Source organism: Pelomonas caseinilytica, assembly GCF_021353235.1.
In the GTDB taxonomy this organism is placed as follows: domain Bacteria; phylum Pseudomonadota; class Gammaproteobacteria; order Burkholderiales; family Burkholderiaceae_C; genus Pelomonas; species Pelomonas caseinilytica.
The window spans coordinates 74,201-91,381 of record NZ_JAJTWT010000013.1 but is presented as its reverse complement, the minus strand read 5'-3'; the positions used below and the strand labels follow the sequence as shown (position 1 = coordinate 91,381).

The following is a 17,181-nucleotide window of genomic DNA, read 5'->3' as shown; positions in this document are numbered from 1 at the left end:
GGGCCTCATTTGCCGCCCACCAGCTGCTGCCACTGCTGCTTGGCCCGCTCCTCGAGCTCCTTGAGCCAGGCGTCGCCGAGGGCGCGGGCGCGGTCGGCCTCGGCCTGGGCGATCTCGGCCGCCGTCTTGGGCAGGGGCATGGGCTCGGCGATGCTGCCGAGCTGGCCGCGGTCGCCCGCCAGCAGGGCCAGGGCGGCGGCCGAGGCCGGCGCCACGGCCTGGCTGCCGGCCAGGAACTGCGAGGTCTGCACCGCCGCCGTGGTGACGACGAAGGGGTTGAGGCCAGGCGGCGTCGCCACCGGCTTGCCGGGCAGAACCCGAACGACAAAGCCCTGGCTTACGCTCGCGCGGGCGCCGTTGCTGGTCTCGGTGCTGGCCGCCGTCACCGTGAGGGCGAGGTCGCCCGTGAAGCCGGCCGGCGGCGTGGCGCTCAGGTGGGCGAGGTCCCAGCCGGCGAGGTCGATGGCCCCGCCGCCTGCGGCGCTGCGCACGCCGTCGCTCAGCACGGCACCGGCCGGCAGGCCGGTGAGGCTCAGCGTCAACGTCTCACCGCCGAAACCATCGGTCAGCGCAGCAGCGACGGCCGGCAGGGCGACGGCCGTGTCCACCAGGCCATAGACGAGCCCGGCGCTGACGGGCAGGGTCTCGACGATGCGGATGTCGTCGATGTTGGCGCTGCGCTGGGGCACGGCGCCCCCGGCCACGGCATCGCCGCCTTCCAGCACGATGGCGACGCGGCGCGCCTGGCCGTTGCCGGCGAACTGGAAGCTCAGCGACGACCAGTTCAGCGCCGTCGTCGAGCTGGTGCCGGCATAGCCGCCCACCTTGACGCCGTCGACATAGATGCCGATGGCGGTGTTGGCCGCCGCGAAGCCCAGCCCGCCGGCGTAGTCCAGGCTGAGGGTGTAGACCGCGCCGTCGACGGTGTCGAGGCTGCGCTCAATGCCCAGGGTCTGGTAGGCCAGCGTCGCGCGGCCGTTGCGCAGCGTCAGCCACTGGCTGCCGTTGCCCGCCATGGCCTGCACCGTCGCCAGGTTGCCGCCGATGTTGGTGACGCGGTCACCCGCCGCCTGGATCTCGAAGGCCGCCGTCTTGCCCGAGGTGGTCGGGCGCACCGTCCAACCCTCCAGCACCGGCCCGGCCACCACGGTCACCGCGGTGTTCGGGTTGGCCGGTGTCTCCCAGCTCGTCGCCAGCACCTCGCGGCTGACGGCGACGTCGCGCGGGCTCAGCACCAGCGTCGGCGCGTCGGCGACGGCCACGAACTGGGCCGTCAGCAGCTGCGTGGTCGTGGCGTAGCTGCCGGTCGCGCCTTCGATGGCGGTGGCCTGCAGCTGCAGCGCCACCGTGCCGTTGAAGTCGCGCGGCGGCGTCAGCGTCAGGGCGTCGAGCTGCCAGCCGCCGAGGTTGGCCACGCGCTGCGCGGCCGTGGGCGTGAAGACGTGCGTGCCGTCGGACAGCGTGAAGCCGTCCGGCAGGCCCGTCAGCGTCAGCACCAGGGTCTCGGAACCGTCGTCGTCGACCAGGCCGGCGACGATGGCGTGCAGGGCCAGGGCCACGTCCTCCAGGCCGGTGACGGTGCCGCCGCCGGTGATGGTGAGCGCCGGCGCGTCGGCCACGGCGGCGATGTCGACGACCAGGCTGGCGGCCGGGCTGTAGAGCTCGCCGTCGAAGGCCCGGAAGCCGATGCGGGCGTAGTGCTCGTGGCGGTTGCCCTCGCCCGCGGCGAAGTCGCCGGCACCGCCGGAGGCGTTGGCGGCCGGCACGAAGCGCAGGCCACGCACGGCGAGGTCAGCCTGGCTGAAGCGTTCGCCCACCGCGACCGCCGCCCAGCTGCCGTCGGCCTGCTGGCGCTGCAGCGTGCCGTCGGCCGGCAGGGCCGTGATCTCGACCTGGAGCAGGTCGGGCCGGCTGTCGGGGTCGGCGACGGCGAAGCGATCCCAGCCCAGCGCCAGGGCGGTGTCCTCGACGCCCGCGGCCAGGCCGTCGGCCGCCGTCGGCGCCTGGTTGGGCGTGTCGTCGGCGGTGACGGTGATGGCCACGGTGACGACGGCGGAGTTCGCCTGCCCGTCGCTGACGAGGTAGCTGAAGCTGTCGGCGCCAGCGAAGCCGCTGGCGGCCTTGTAGCTGAAGCTGCCGTCGGCCAGCACGCTGAGCACGCCGTGGGCCGGCGCGTCGACGATGGCCGCGGTGAGGGTGTCGCCGTCCACGTCGAAGGCGGTGGCCAGCGGGTCGATGGCGAGGGTCTGGCCGGCACGGGCCGAGAGGCTGCGGCCGGCGAGCGTCGGCGCGTCGTTGACGGGCCTGACCGTGAGGCTCACGGTGGCGGTGTTGCTGGCCTGGCCGTCGATGACGAAGCGGTAGCTGAAGCTGTCGCCGCCGTGGAAGTCGGCCGCCGGCTGGTAGCTGAACTGGCCGTTCGCAAGCAGCACCAGAGTGCCGTGGGCCGGGCCGTCGACCTGCTCGATGGTGACGCTGGTGGCGCCGAGCAGCAGGTCGTTGGCCAGCACGTCGATGGCCGCCGTGCCGTCCTCGTCGAGCGTGACGGCGTCGCCCACGGCCAGGGCCTGGCCGACGAGCTTCACGTCGCGCACGGCCATGGTGCTGGCCTGGGCGGCGAAGCCCAGCAGGTCGAAGCTGAGCAGCAGCGCCTTGCCCGCCAGCTCCGGCGCCAGGGCGACGAAGTAGGTGGCGCTGCCGTCGGCATTGAGCTGCTTGCGCACCGAGGCGGCCAGGCGCTCGCGGCCGTTGGTCTGCAGGTTGAGCAGGGCATCGGAGCCGGCGAGGGCCACGGTGCCGGCCACGGGCAGGCCGGTCACGACGTCGAGCAGGGCCACCTCGAAGGCGTCGGCCGGGCCGGCGGCGTTGGCCAGCAGGTGCGGCGACTCGATCGTGAAGGCGAGCAGCTGGTCGCCCGCGCCGACGGTGAAGACCTGCGACAGCTGCGCCTGGCGGGTGGCCGACTCACCCAGCACGGCGTGCCCGTCCTGGATGACGACGTTGCCGCGCGTGCTCCAGCCGCTGGCGTCGAGCATGTCGCCGCCGGCGAGGGTGGCGTGCACGGGCAGGCCGGAGGCGAAGGCCAGCGTGGGCGCGGGCGTTGCGGCGGCGGCCGGCGCGGCGGCGGACGAGCCGCCGAGGGCGAAGGCGTCGCCCGCGGTATCGCTGCCGTCCACCGGCGGCGCGCCGGAGAAGACCTTGTCGGCCGACAGGTCGCGCATGTAGCGGATGAGCTTGTCCAACCGCTCCGCGTCCAGGCGCACGTCGCCACTGCGCAGGGCGAGCAGCAGCGCGTTGGTTTCCTGCAGGCTGCGGGCCTGGCTGCCGGGCACGCCCATGAAGGTCGCGTCGGCGGTCAGCGGCACGCGGTTGCCGAGGGCATCGAGCTTGTACTCGTCGGGCAGGCCGAGGTTGTGGGCCAGTTCGTGGCCGACCAGCCAGCCGAGATAGCGGCCGATCATGGTCATGCGGGCGGCCCGGTCGGCGATGGTGCCGGCCCAGGCGACGGCCTGGCGCAGCGCCGCCGGCACCGAGACCGCCGCCGCCGACCCGAAGGCCGAGCCCGTCATGTCGGTGTTGATCAGGCGCGAGAAGGCGTACTCCTTGGCGCGACTGCCGATGTCGGTGCGCACGCTGCCATCGGCCTGGGTCAGCAGTTGCAGCAGCTTGTCGGCATTGAAGTCGACACCGGCGCGCCCGGCCTCAGTGCCGTTGCCGAAGATCTCCAGTCCGAAGTCGATGCTGGTCGTGCGTTCCGCCGTCTTGTCGTCCAGGCCTGCGGCGCTGCCATAGCGGATGTCGACGAAGCCCGGTGTCTTGAAGGCGTCGAAGAGTCCGGTGCCGTCACCGCCGCCGAGGGCCGACTTGAGGCCGGCGGTGATCGACGCGAGGTCGCCACCGTCCAGGTCGGCAGGCAGGGCCGCCTGCACGCCGCCGCCGACGAGCAGCGCATACAGGGCGGCCTGCTCGGCGCTGAACCCGGCACGGGTGTCGTCGTCGGCATGGGCGATGGCTGCGGCCTGGGCGATCAGCGAGGCGAGCTGGTCGGTATCGACGTTGAGCTGCTGGGTCGCCAGGACGGTGCACTGGACGGCGGCGCGGGCGTAGACCTGGCCGTTGAGCTTGAAGACCAGGTCGCCGCGGAACGCGCCCCGGTCCTGGGCCGTGGTGAGCAGGGTCAGCGTCGTCGTCGCGCCGACGGTGCTGACCGTCCAGCGGCTGTCGCCGTCGATCTCCACGGTGACGCCATCGGGGTTGTAGATCTTGACGTTGCGCCAGCCGCCTGCCTGCAGGGCTTCGGCGTTGAGCACGCCGTCGACCGCGTTGAGGTCTCCGAGTTCGGCGAAGAAGACCGTCTTGACGGTCGTCGACCCGGCATCCACGGCGCCGGCGGCGGTCACCTGCTTGGCGTCGAATCGCAGACCACCGGTGAGGATGGCCGCGTCATAGGCGTCGGCGTATTTCTTGCGCGCCGCCTCCGTCAGCTTGGCGCCGATCTCGAGCTTGGTGCTGCCGCCCCTGGCGAGCGTCTGGTCGCTGAGCAGCAGCTTCTCGCCGCTGGCCACGTCGGCGGGCGTGCCGCTGCCATTCGAGCCCAGGTACAGGAACTCGTTGGCCATGGCGAACACGTCGTAGCGGATGTCCCCGTCGCTGGAGTTCGTCAGCGTCAGCTCGTGCTCGTTGGCATGGTAGAAGGCCTGCGGGCCCACCCAGGACAGGGCCTCGTCGTTGCTGCTGGGCATCAGGGCCGGGTTGTCGCGGAAGAAGACGGTCTGGTCGTCGCCCGCACCGCTGCTGTCGCCCAAGGTGAGCGTGCCGCCGACCTTGATGTTGTCGACGGTCACCACGTCCTTGGCGTCGAGCGCGCCGTTGCGGTTGTAGAGCTCGATGCGGATCTCCACCGACTGCGCCGCCAGCGCGTGGGCACCGGCGGGAATGCCGAAGGTCTGCATCGAGGCCGCCGGCAGGTCGCGCAGCCGGAGTTCCCGGCTGGCCGCGAATTCGCTGGTCGAGCCGTCCGCGTTCTGCACGATGAACTTGACGCGCAGGTAGGGGTCGCTGCCATCGGCGAACCCAGCATTGCTGACGTTCATGCTCAGCTGCTGGGCCGACTGCGCCAGCGCCATGCGGTTGTGCGTCAGCTGCGGCAGGTCCTTGTCGAGGCGCAGCCCCCAGTCGGCCACCTTTTCGAGGTCGGTACCGAAGGCGCCGACGTCCTCCTTGAAGCCGAGGATCTGGTCGTAGACGATGGCGTCGAACAGCTTGCCGAGGTAGGTCTCCACCGTCTTGGCGACGAAGGGCACCTTGAGCGCGACCAGCGGCGGGTAGTTGGAGATCATCTTCACGGCGTACTTGATCAGCAGGTCGCGGAGGTAGTCCGCCATGTTGCTGATCCAGACGGACTGCGACAGATCCGCCAAGGTCATGTTGGGCCCGTAGAAGCCCTCATAGTTGGCAAACGTCGACTTGAACTTGGCCACGTCCACGCCGCGCGCGGCCATCTCCGCATCGCTGACCGTGCCCAGCAGCATCAGGTGGGTGGCCTGCGATGCATCCGCGCCGGTCAGGGCGCCCCCGTTGTGCAGGGACCAGCCGGGCAGCTGGTAGGTCGTCAGGAAGCGGCCGAAGTAGGGCCGGATGCTGGCCTGGAAGTCGCCGTTGAACACCGTGGGCACCGCGGTGGTCGATGCGCCCCATTCGGTGTTGTCCTGCTCGATGCTGACGCGCGCCGAACTGCCGGCGACGATGCGGTCCGTGGCGCCGCCGCCGAGCTTGGTGAAGAAGAAGCCGGCGCCCACGCCTTCCCAGGTATCCGCCGGAGTCTCGCCCGAACGCGACGCGACGAGGGGGTCCAGCGCCGACTGGCCCGCAGCCACCGAGCCTTGCGCGACCCGGCCGAGCAGTTTGTCGATGCGCTCGAGGTACCAGGGCGCCTGGTTGCTGCCGTAGGGCGCCGGCTTGGCGATGGCACTGCTGGCCTTCTCGAACGCCCCGTCGGCCCGGCGCCGGATGATCCAGTCGCGGTCCTTGACGGGATCATCCTTCGTGGTCATCGCCGCGCTGAAATAGCTCAGGCTGCTGTCCAGCGTGCCGGCATACCAGGTGTGCGGACGCGAGTGCGTCTGCGCCGTGGAGCCCACGCGGATGAGGTAGTCGTCCTTGGTGAAGCCCTTGAGGCCGGTGAGGTTGAAGTCGAAGTCGAAGCCGGCATCCGCGTAGATGCCCGCGCCCGCCAGGCTGCGGCCGTTGGGCGTCACCGTCGTGTTCGGCGCGGCGTTCTCGTCGGCCACCACCTGGTAGTAGTTGTCGGCGTAGCTGATGCCCTTCCATGCGGCCACGTTGGGGTCGTAGAAGTCGGCGAAGTTGATCTGCTTGAGGCCCAGCTTCTTGGGGTTGATCTCGAAGATCTCGGCGCCCTTGAGCAGGCCCTTGAGCGCATCGGCGGCGCCGTTGGTGATCACGCCCTTGAGGATCTTGGTCAGGTCGGCGGTGAAGTCGATGCCGACGTTGGACGCGCCGAGCATTCCCATCAGGTCGTCGATGTTGAGGGCCTGCACCAGGCCGTCGAGCGGCAGCTGCAGCAGGCCCGTCGTCAGCAGGGAACCGATCGCCCCCTGGTCGAGGTTCACGAGCAGCTTCGAGATGGTCTCGTCCTGCATCAGCGACGGCTGGTTGAAGTCGTGCGGGTCCAGCGTCGTCATCTGCAGATCGGACGGCGGCGCGAGCTTGTACTTGTCGACTCCCCAGAGGATGCGCTGGGCGAGCTCCGAGTTCACGACCGTGCCGCGGCTGTGGCCGATCAGGTGGATGTTGCCGGACAGGATCTTGCCGCCCGCGCTCTGGTCGGCCTGCAGCAGCGACGCGTAGATGGCGTCCGCCGTGGCTTCGGCAAAGCCCGAGTCGCTGAAGCCCGACTCGATGACCCAGTCGGGCACGAGCACGACCGGCTTGCCCTGGGCCACCGCATCCTTGAGCGACGGTTGGGCGCTGCCGTAGTCCAGCGGCAGCCACTGGCCGGTGTCGCGCGAATACCTGTAGGCATACCCGCCCTGGGTCTTGACGATGTCGCGTGCAAGTTCTGCCGCGGCGGTGGACGAGGCGTCGGTCTTGCCGGCGAAGGCGTTGACGTAGATGGAACTGAGTCCATCGGTGCCCGAGGCGATGGGCGGCTGGTAGCCGTGGGTCAGGATGGTGACCGAGGCCCCACCGAAGCCGGCCTGTTCGTAGGCCTTCTGCACGGTGAAGGGCTGCGAGGCGGTCAGCACCGTGCCGTCGGCCAGCTTGGCTTCGGCAGCCCACCAGTAGCGCTGCCCCGCGGTGAGCTTGAAGTTGGCGAACTTGGGATCGTTGGCGAAATCCTCGAAGCGGATGAGCTCGCCAGCCTTGTAGGCAACCCCGTTGCCCACGTCCAGCGCGGTCAGGATGCGCTCGTTGTGCACGGGGCCGCTGGCGCTGGTGTCGCCGGCATGCCAGGTCGGCAGGCTGGGCATGTCGTTCGGGTACAGGCCCTCGCCCGGTCCGAAGGTGCTGACGTAGATGTTCAGCTCGACGATGGTGTGGTTGGCCTTGAGCTCGAACACCGGGCGCTGCTCGGCGTCGACCTTGGGGCTGATCAATTCCAGATCGCCATTGGCGGCGAGGGTGGTGACGACCCAGGACTTGGGCAGGTCGTCATAGCGGCGCGGCAGCAGGTTGGCGTTGCCGAGGTCGATCGGCTTGCGCAGGTCGCCGCCCTTCTCTGCCGCCTGGATGAGCCCCGCGGGGTTGAATTGGAAGACGGTCGAGAAGAAGCGGCTGTAGAAGGCGTCCCCCGGGCCGCCGTACTCCTCGACCATGGCGGTCGCCAGCAGCGTGCTGCCGTCGGCCGACAAGGACAGGGAGTCCAGGCTCGCGCCCTCGATCGGCGTGGTGGCGCCAAGGAAGACGGGATTGGTGAACGGGTCCTTGATGATGCCGATCTTGCCGCCGACCTGCTTGGTCGCCAGCGCCCCGTCCATGAAGCCCGGCTCGTCGAAGATGAGTTCGTAGTCGGCCACGAAGGCGTACTTGCCGTCGGCCGAGACCGCCACGCCCGAAGCGTGCTCGATGTTCTGGCGGAACTTGGTGCCGTTCCACCAGTCCCCGGGATTGGGCCGGAGCCAGGGCGCGTTCACCTTGGCGTCGGTCCAGTTGCCGCTCTCGGCGTCGCGCTTGGCCGTGAAGGCCGCGAAACCCTGGTTGTAGGCGCCGGAGGTGCTGACCACGAACTGGCCCGCCTCCGGGCCGGCGCTGACGTAGTAAGGCACCTGGCCCGTGCGCGGCATGCCGGAGGTGGCGAAGTCGATCAGCTTGACGTCGGCATCCTGGACCCGGAGCGTCCGGTCGGCGCCCTGGCTGTCCTTGACCTGCTTCTCCCAGGCCTTGTCCATGGCTTCGAGGTCGATGACGAAGACGTCGCCCTTCTCGGTGGCACGGAAGCCGATGCGGGTGGCGCGTTCCTTGGGCGCGGTCACGGCGAGATAGCGGCCGGCGCTGACGGCGAGGTCGACGAAGCCGCTCGGGCCGGCCACGATGCTGCCCGGCAGGTTGAGCTGCTGCACCTCCGTGAGGAATTGCGGATCCTTGCTGTTGATGTTGACGCGCATCAGCCGCGCGCCGGAGCCATCGCCATAGCTGGCGCCTTCGGCCACGTACATCCAGTCGCCCGCCACGGCGAGGGCGGAGATGTTGGCGGTCGAGCCCGGCAGCTGCAGCGTGTAGACCAGCTTGTGGCTGAGCATGTCGATCATGTAGATCTTGCCCGCGCCGGCCACGAACACCACGCGGTCGTTGGTGCCGTAGGCCAGGGCGTCCGTCTTCAGACCGGTCAGGTAGCCCGGCAGGTCGACGACGTCCTGCAGCACGCGCAGCAGCCCGTCGCCGCCCGCCCCCTGGGCGTTGACGCCGTCGGTGAATTGCACATGCAGGCGGTCGAGCACGACGCCCGTGCCGTTCTGGGGCTTGAGCTCGATCGGATAGCTGGGGTTGCCCGACATGAAGCCGTAGCCGTCGCCCGCGCTGCCATCCGGATTGACCGCATCGATCACCCGCTCCACCCAGATTTCGTGCAACCCCAGAGCCACGCCTGCAGGCACCTTGACGGTGGCGGAGGTGGCGGTCACGTCGCTGACGTCCAGCGTCGTCCACAGCAGGCCGCGGTCGGGCGTCGAATTGCGGTCGGTCAACCCGCTGCCCACCGGCTTGATCCACACGCGCAGCCGCGTCGCGCCGCTGTCCAGCTTGAAGTGCGTGCCGGTCAGCTTGAAGGTCGTGGCATCCACCTGCGTGATGCCGGTCAGCGTCGGGTCGCCCAGTGCCACCGGGGTCGGAGGCGTCACGCTGATGTCCAGGTCCTCGCCCTTCACCGTGGCGGTGCCGGTCTGGCTGTACTGGGCCGTGGTCGTGAAGGTGTAGAGGCCGAAGACGGCCGTCGGCAGCATCGCCATCAGGGCGATGGCGGTCCCGGAGGCCACGAGGTTGCCGCCGGCAGCCACCATCATCGCCGTGTTGATGGCGTTGAAGTAGATGTACTGGTAGTTGGCGTCGAGCGAGACGAACTTGGTGGTGGACGCACCGGTCTTGGGGTCCTTGCTCGTGCGGCGTGCGGACACCAGATAGTCGCCTGACGACGTGACGCCCGGGTAGGGCGGGCTGGCCGTCCTGGCCTTGCCGTCTGCGCCCACGTGGCCGTTGTCGACCACCCACCAGGTGTCCTTGACGGTGCCGTCGTCCAGGGTGATGGTGCCCCGCCTGAGGATCAGCACTTCGTATTCGTCGGGGTTCAGGCCCATGGCCGAAGTGGCCAGCTGGATCGGGTAGGCGCTCTTCGCGCCGCCCATGTCGAGGTGGAAGCCGGACAGCACCTGGAAGCCATCGAAGCTCGGCGCTGCGAGCGGCAGGTTCGCCAGATCGAGGTCCGTCAGCGTGACCTGGCGCGGCCCGTCGAAAGCGCCGGCCGCGATGGCGACCTGCACGCCGTTCTGGGTCTGCAGCACGGCGCCGGCCGCGTCCACCTGGATGCTGGGCGCCTGCGGCGTGACGATGGCCGGCGCGACCACATGCACGGTCAGCTCGACTTGCCCCGACTTGTAGATCGCGTAGACCTTGGTTGTGCCGACCGCCTTGGCCTTGATGACGCCGTTCGCATCCACCTCGGCGATGCGCGCATCACCCACGAAGTAGCTGGTGTAGTACGAGTCCGCGACATCGGCGCCGAACAGGACGTCGGTCAGCTTGATCTGGCGCTGGCCCGCGCCGGTGCCATCGGCCTGGGGAGTCACGAGCGACACCGAGCCCGGGTAGACGTCAAGCCCGCCCAGGGCCAGGCTGAGCGTCTCGTCGCTCGGGCCGTCGACCTCGAAGCTGCGAACACCCTGCAAGGCGCCGCGGCGCGCCTGCACATAGCCCCAGCCGGAGACCTGGCCCTTCAGCAGGGTGTCGCCCGGCGTCGTGACGACCGCGGCGACGCCGTCCTGCCAGTTCTCCACCGACCACTGCAGATAGCTCCCCGTCAGCGCCACGCCCTGCTCGTCCGCGAAGTCGCCGTAGGCCTGCAGCACGCGGCTCTCGCCCGAGCGCAGCGGGCCCACGTCCTGCACATTGATGGCCAGCAGCGCGGCCGAGCTGACGTTGAACTGCAGCACGATGGGGCCGCTGCTGCCCCAGCCGTCGTCGGCTTCCACCGTGACCGACGCCGCGCCGGCGTAGCCGGGCTCGGGCTGGAAGAGCAGGGTCAGGCCGTCGGCGGCCAGCTTGGCCGTGCCGTGCGTGGAACCGGTGACGCGCCAGAAGACGCTGTCGCCCTCGCGGTCGAGGGCCACGTGGTCCAGGGCCAGCCACTTGTTCAGGTCGGTGTGGGCCAGCACCGGCGTTTCCTTGGCCACGCTGACCGGCGCGAGGTTGGCGCGCCAGCCGTAGTTGGCGTAGAGGATCTGGCGGTCGGTGTCGTTGGCCGTGCCGTCACCGTTCAGGTCCACGCCGGCGGCGGCGAAGGCCGCGGCGTCGGCGCCGTCGATGCGGCCGTCGCGGTCGAGGTCACCCGCGATGCTGACCTTGAGGCTGGCCGCGCCGCTGCCCGTCAGGGTCAGCAGCTTGAGGCCGGACTCGGTCACGCGGATCAGCGTGACGGTCTTGCCGCCGTTGTTCACCTGGCCGAGCACGACCGCGCCTTCGACGGCCAGGCCGGTGCCGGCCGTCGTCTCGACGGCGTAGACGATGGCGCCGGCGGCACCCGGCGTCTTCACCGTGCTGGCCAGCTCGCTGTCGCGCACGACGAAGCTGAAGCGCGCCGGCGTGGCGGCGTCGAGGTTGCCGCTCCAGCTGTTGGCGGGGTTGGCGACGCCGGCCAGCCAGCCGGCGGCCGTGCCGAACTGCGCCGTGACCGGCTCGCTGATGAGGCTGCCGTCGGCGTGGTAGCCGATGCTCTCGTTGAGCTGGCCGTCGCCGTAGAGGCTGCGCGCCAGGGCGAGGCGGCCGGTGGCGTCATAACGGTAGACGATGGCGGCGTCGGCGCTGGCCGTCTGGCGGCCGACAACGCGCTCGATGCGGCCCTGGGTGTCACGCTCGAAGGCGACGCGGGCGTTCGGGTCGCTGCTGCCGACGAGGGACACGCCCGCGTCGGACACCAGCCACTGCTGGCCGTCGGCAAAGCGCACCGATTGCACCTGGCCGCGCGCGTCGAGGCGGTAGCGCGTGCCGTCGGGGCCGGTCAGCTCGTAGCCCGTGGGCTGCCACGGCAGGCCGGTGACGCGGTCGAGCAGGCGCTGGCCCTGGGGCAGCAGGGCGACCGGCATGCCGGGGTCGGCGTCGACGGCGGCCAGCGTCCAGCCCGGCACGCTGCCGGTGAAGACGGGGCGCTGCACCAGCGGCGAGGTCGGGTCGCTGGACAGCGGCGTGCCCTGGGTGGCCAGGGTGAAGCTCAGGTACTGCGTCGAGGCGTTGGCCGCCGAGAGGCTGGCCGGCACCTGCAGCCAGACGCGCGCACCCAGCAGCCAGGCCGCGGAGGCCCCGAGGGCGTCGCGGCCGGCCTGGTCGTGGGTCAGGCGCGTGTCCAGCAGCGGCAGGGTCCAGTTGCCGAAGTCGCCCGAGCCGTGGACGTCGAGGCTGCGGGTCAGGGCCAGGTCGTGGTCGCCGAGGCGGAAGACGGCATCGGTGGTCTGCGCCTGGACGAGCTGCTTGCTCGCCGAGTCGACGAGGACGCGGGTCGTGACCTCGGTGGTGCGGCCGGCGAGGTCCCAGCCGCGCAGGCGCAGCACGTAGACGCCGTTGGCCCAGCGCGAGGGGTCGAAGCTGGCCAGGGCCAGCTCGCCGTTGACCGCTTCGGCCGCATAGCTGGCCTGGCCCAGCGTGCGCCAGGCGGACTCGTCCACCCGGTCACCGTTGGAGGGCGCCGCTTCGAGCACATAACCCATCAGCTGAAGGTCGGCGACGCGGGCCGTCAGCGGCGTGGCGGCCGACAGCAGGGCCGGTGCCAGGCTGCCGGTGTCGAGGGCGCCGCTGAAGGCGAGCTGGGGCGCCGTGTTGTCGAGCGGGTCGCGGACGCGGACGGTCTGGGTGGTCGTGGCCGAGAAGCCGTCGGCGTCGACGGCCGTCACGCGCAACTCGACGAGGCCGGGTTGGCTGGGCGTGATGCGCACGCGGCCCAGGCCGTCCAGCGTCACGGGCACCCAGTCGGCCTGGCCGATGCCGGCGCCGCGCGCCTGCACCGTGATGCCGGCGATGGGGCTGAAGGACTCGGCCCGCACCGTGGCGAGCACCACCTGCCCCGGCAGCACCGGCGTGCTGGGCGTGAGGTTGACGAGCAGCTTGGGCGCGTTGGCCTCGGCCGCTGCGACGACGCGCAGCACGAAGCTGTTGGTCGTGGTGTTGCGGCCGTCGCTGACGGTGGCCAGCACCGTGAAGTCGCCGACCTGGCCGGGGCCGGGCGTCCAGTTCAGCCGGCCTTGTGCCGCGTCGTAGACGGCGCCTTCGGGCAGGCCCTGGAAGCTGACGGCCAGCGCGGCCGTCTGGGCCGCGCCGTCGGCGTCGGAGACGCGCAGGGCGCCGACCGGCGCCGTCGCGCCCTTGACGACGGGCAGCGAGAAGCTCTGGCCCACCAGCAGCGCGTGGCTGGCGGTGGCGATCTCGGGCGCCTGGTTCACGTCGAAGACGCGCACCTGCACCGTCCGCGTGACCGTGGCCTGGCCGTCGGTCGCGCTGAAGTTGAAGGTGAAGGCGCGCGTGTCGCCCTGGGCGTTGTCGACCACGTCGGCGCCCGGCGTCCACTCGAAATAGCCGGTGGCCGCGTCGAAGACGACGCCGCTGGGCGTGTCGGCGTCGTGGATGAGGGCGAGCTGCACGGCGTCGTTGTCGCCGTCGGTGGTGCGCATCGTGAAGCCCAGGGTCTGGCCCTCGGGCACGAGCTGCAGCGGCATGGGCAGCAGCACCGGTGCCTGGTTGACGTTGGCGACGACGATCTCCAGCTCGCGGGTGAAGCTGGCGCTGCCATCGCTGGCCGTCAGCTTGAGCAGGTAGTGGCCCGGGGCCGTGCCGTTGAGGTTGTCGCCCTGGGCGGCGAAGAGGCCCGGCGTCCAGCGCAGCTGCAGCCGGGTCTGGCCGCCGCTGCCGGCGCTGGGGGTGAGCTGCATGCCGGTGGGCAGGCCTTCGACGGTCCAGTTCAGCAGGTCGAGGTCGTTGTCCAGGCCGGAGAGGTCGATGGCCAGGGGCGAGCCCTCGTCGACCTTGACGACGGTGCGCGCGCCGGCCAGCGGGTCGCCCTGCACCGCGCCGCCGGTGGCGGCGATGGCGAAGAGCGTGGGCGCGGCATTGCTGGCGCGCACGACGATGCGCAGGTCCTTGACCGAGACGTTGGGCACCGGCGGGTGCAGCGGGTCGACGACGTAGCCCGAGTCGGCCGGCGGCAGGCCGGAGTCGGTGACGGCCAGGCTGATGTCGAAGTTGCCGCTGCTGCCGGCCGGCGGCGTCCACACCAGGGTGGCGTGGCCGTAGCGCGGGTCGGTCTCGATGCGGGCGCCGGCCGGCAGGTTGGTGGCGGCGTAGCTCAGCGCGTCCTGGTCGAGGTCGGAGACGAGGATGGGCACGCGCAGCTCGGTGCCGGCCACGGCGACGACCTGGCTGGGCATGCTGATGACGGGCGCCTCGCTCGGGCTGCGCACGCTGACGACGAAGCTCTTGGCCGTGGCCTGCGCCTGGTTGACGTCGCCGTCGCCGTCGTCCTGGGCGACGACGGTGAGGGTGTAGTCGCCGCGCTGGTTGGCGCCGGGCGCGAAGCGGATGACGCCGGTCAGCTTGCCGGCCTGGTTCAACGTCTGCGTGTAGGTCGCGAAGGGCGGCAGGCCCTGCACGGTCAGGGTCAGCGGGTTGCCGTCGGCGTCGGTCGCCTCGACGGGGATCTCCAGCACCGCGCCGCGGTCGACGAAGGCGTTGGTCAGGTCCTTGACCTCGGGCGCGCGGTTGGCGTTGGCGACGACGATGGGCAGGGTGATCTGGCTGGACAGGCGCGTGCCGGTGCCGTTGCCGTCGTCGGTGGCCGTGACGGTGACGTGGTAGGTGCCGGCCTGGGCATAGCCCGGCGTCCAGACCAGCTCCAGCGTCTCGGCGTCGAAGCTGGCGCCCGGCGGCAGGCCGGTGACCTCGTAGCTCACGCTGGCCGGCGTGCCGCTCGGGCCGCTGGCTTCGCCGCCCGGGGTGAGGCGGACCTTGGGCTCGAAGCCGGGGTTGTCGGGGTCGAAGGCGAAGACGCTGATGCGCAGCGGCTGGCCTTCCAGCACGCTCCAGGTCTGCACCGGGTCGAAGACGGGCGCGCCGTTGGCGTTCCTGACGTCGAACTTGAGCTCGCGCTTCACGGCCGTGACGGCGGTGCTGCCGTCGGGCATGGTGAAGGTGGCGATCAGCGTGACCGGCAGGCTCAGCTGGCCGGCCTGGGCATAACCCGGCGTCCAGGCGAACCAGCCGCTGTCGGCGTCGAGGGTGGCGCCCGAGGGCAGCCACTCGGCGCTCCACTTCAGCGTGACGCGGCTGCCATCGGCCTGGACGAGGCCGCCCGGCACGGCGCCGGGCAGCTGCAGGCCGAAGCGGTCGCCCTCGCGCAGCACCTGGGTGTCCAGCGCCGGGAAGACGGGCGAGGGCCAGCCCTGTTTGACGGTCAGGTTGAAGCGGCGCTGCACCTCCTGCTTGCCGTCGCTGGCGACGATGGTGATGTCCTTGTACGTGCCGGCCTGGTCGTAGCCGGGCGTCCAGCTGAGGATGCCGGTGGCGGCGTCGAAATAGGCGCCCGCCGGCAGGTTGCGCACCAGCAGCGTGAGGGTGTCGCCGTCGGCGTCGCTGGCCAGCAGGGGTAGCTGCAGGCTGTCGCCTTCGTCGAGCGTCAGGTCCTGCACGGCGTCGATGACGGGCACGTGGTTGGCCCCGGCCACGTCCAGCGTGAAGCGGCGCAGGGCCACGCCGCCGCGGCTGTCGATGACGCGCAGCAGGACCTGGTTGTCCGTGCGGTCGGTGGGTTTGGGCAGCCAGTGCAGCGTGGCATGGTTGCCGTAGCCGCTGGCGCTGCTTTCCACGCGCGGGTCCTGGGTGAGGGTCATGCCGGCGGGCGCGCCGACCAGCTCCCAGTAGAAGAGCCGGCCGTCGCTGTCCTGGGCGCCGAGGTCCGCGCTCCAGGCCTGGCCGGCGGTGGCGGCGGGCAGGGCCGCCGTCGTCAGGTCGAGGCTGCCGTCGGCCTTGAGCTGGCCGAGCACCGGCGGCGTGTTGTCGTAGGGCACGGCGTAGATGCCGTGGCCAAGGTCGGCCTTGACGATCTGGCCCGAGCCCGGCGTGGTGCCGAAGCTGGAGGCCGGGCGCACGCTGACCGTGCGGTTGGAGAGGGTCTCGCCGGTCTTGAGCGGATGGCCCTGCAGCGCGGCCGTCAGGTCCAGCACCCACAGGTCGGCCTGGGCGCCGTCGCCGCGCGAGGCGCCGACGATGGCGTCGCCGAAGTAGCGGCCGGGGTCGAGCAGCAGCATCAGCGGGCCGCGGAGGTCGTCCACGCCGATGTTGGTGATGTTGACGTCGTAGCTGATGGCGCCGGTGAGACGGTCCGCGCGCGTGTCGGCGAAGTCCAGCCGCACGAGGTTGGAGATGTCCGTCACGGCCGTGAAGATCAGGCCCCAGGCCTCGCCCAGCGTGACCTGGGCCGAGCTGCGCACGGTGTTGACGATCTCCACCCGCCAGCCGCCCGCCGGCAGGTTGGGCAGGGTCAGGATGACGCTCTTGCTCGCCGCATCCCAGCGCACGCTTTCGGGCGTGAGGATGAGATGGCTGTTGGCGCCGGTGGCGATGAGGCTGTAGTTCTTCGGGTTGAGCACGGACGAGGCGCTGGTGGTGTCGGCGCCGTCGGCCCCGGTCCACATGGCCTGGTCGAAGCTGATGGCCAGCTGGGTCAGCGGCAGCGGCACGAGGGCGCCGTCGGCCACGCTGGCGGAGACGACCTTGGGCGCCTTGACGGGCGCCAGCTCGTCGATGCGATGGGTCTGGGCCACGAGGACGCGGCCGTCGCGCGTCGCGACCAGGCTTTCGCCGCGGGTGCCGCCCTCGGCCAGCTTGAGGCTGCGCCGGCTCTTGAGCTCGATGGCCCAGACGGTGGCGGTGTGCACGTCGGGTGCGCTGCCGTCGGCGGCGACGGGGCGCTGCGCCGTGTTGCTGCTGGCCAGCAGCAGGCCGGCCAGAGCGGTGCCGGCCTGGCCGAAGGCGATGCTGTCGACGAGACCCGCGACACGGTACTCCAGCTCGGCGCGGCCCTGGGTGGCGCCACTCATCGGGAAACTGATGATGTCGGTGGTCGCCTCGGGCAGGGCGCCCCGCACGTCGCTGCCCGTCCAGCGCACGGCCCACAGGCGGCCGTCCGGCCCGAAGGCCAGGTCGCCGACGCGGGTGTTGCTGAAGTGGCGCCAGGCGCGCGCGGCCTCGGCCTTGGGATCGAAGACCTCCACGCCGTTGCCGCTGGCCACGAAGATGAGGCCGGTGCCCGGCTGGATGGCCAGGGCATGGGTCAGGGGCTCGCCCGCCGGGGCGCGGCTGCGGCTGATGACGGCGCCCGTGCCGGCGTCCATCATCATCAGCTCCGAGCCGGTCATGACCCAGAGGTTGCCGGTGGCGTCCAGCGCCATGTCGAGGATGGCGGCGTCCGTCGTG

Annotated in this window: 1 protein-coding gene (running past one end of the window); it reads right to left on the bottom strand. The window is 71.1% G+C overall.

Annotated features, from left to right (window positions below):
- Window positions 1-5 precede the first annotated feature (5 nt).
- Window positions 6-17,181: the end of a calcium-binding protein gene (locus LXT12_RS23030; RefSeq protein ID WP_233394645.1), read on the bottom strand. It continues 18,950 nt past the right edge of the window; the window shows 17,176 of its 36,126 coding nt (coding positions 18,951-36,126); its start codon lies off the right edge, out of view — the gene reads right to left on this strand; its stop codon occupies window positions 6-8.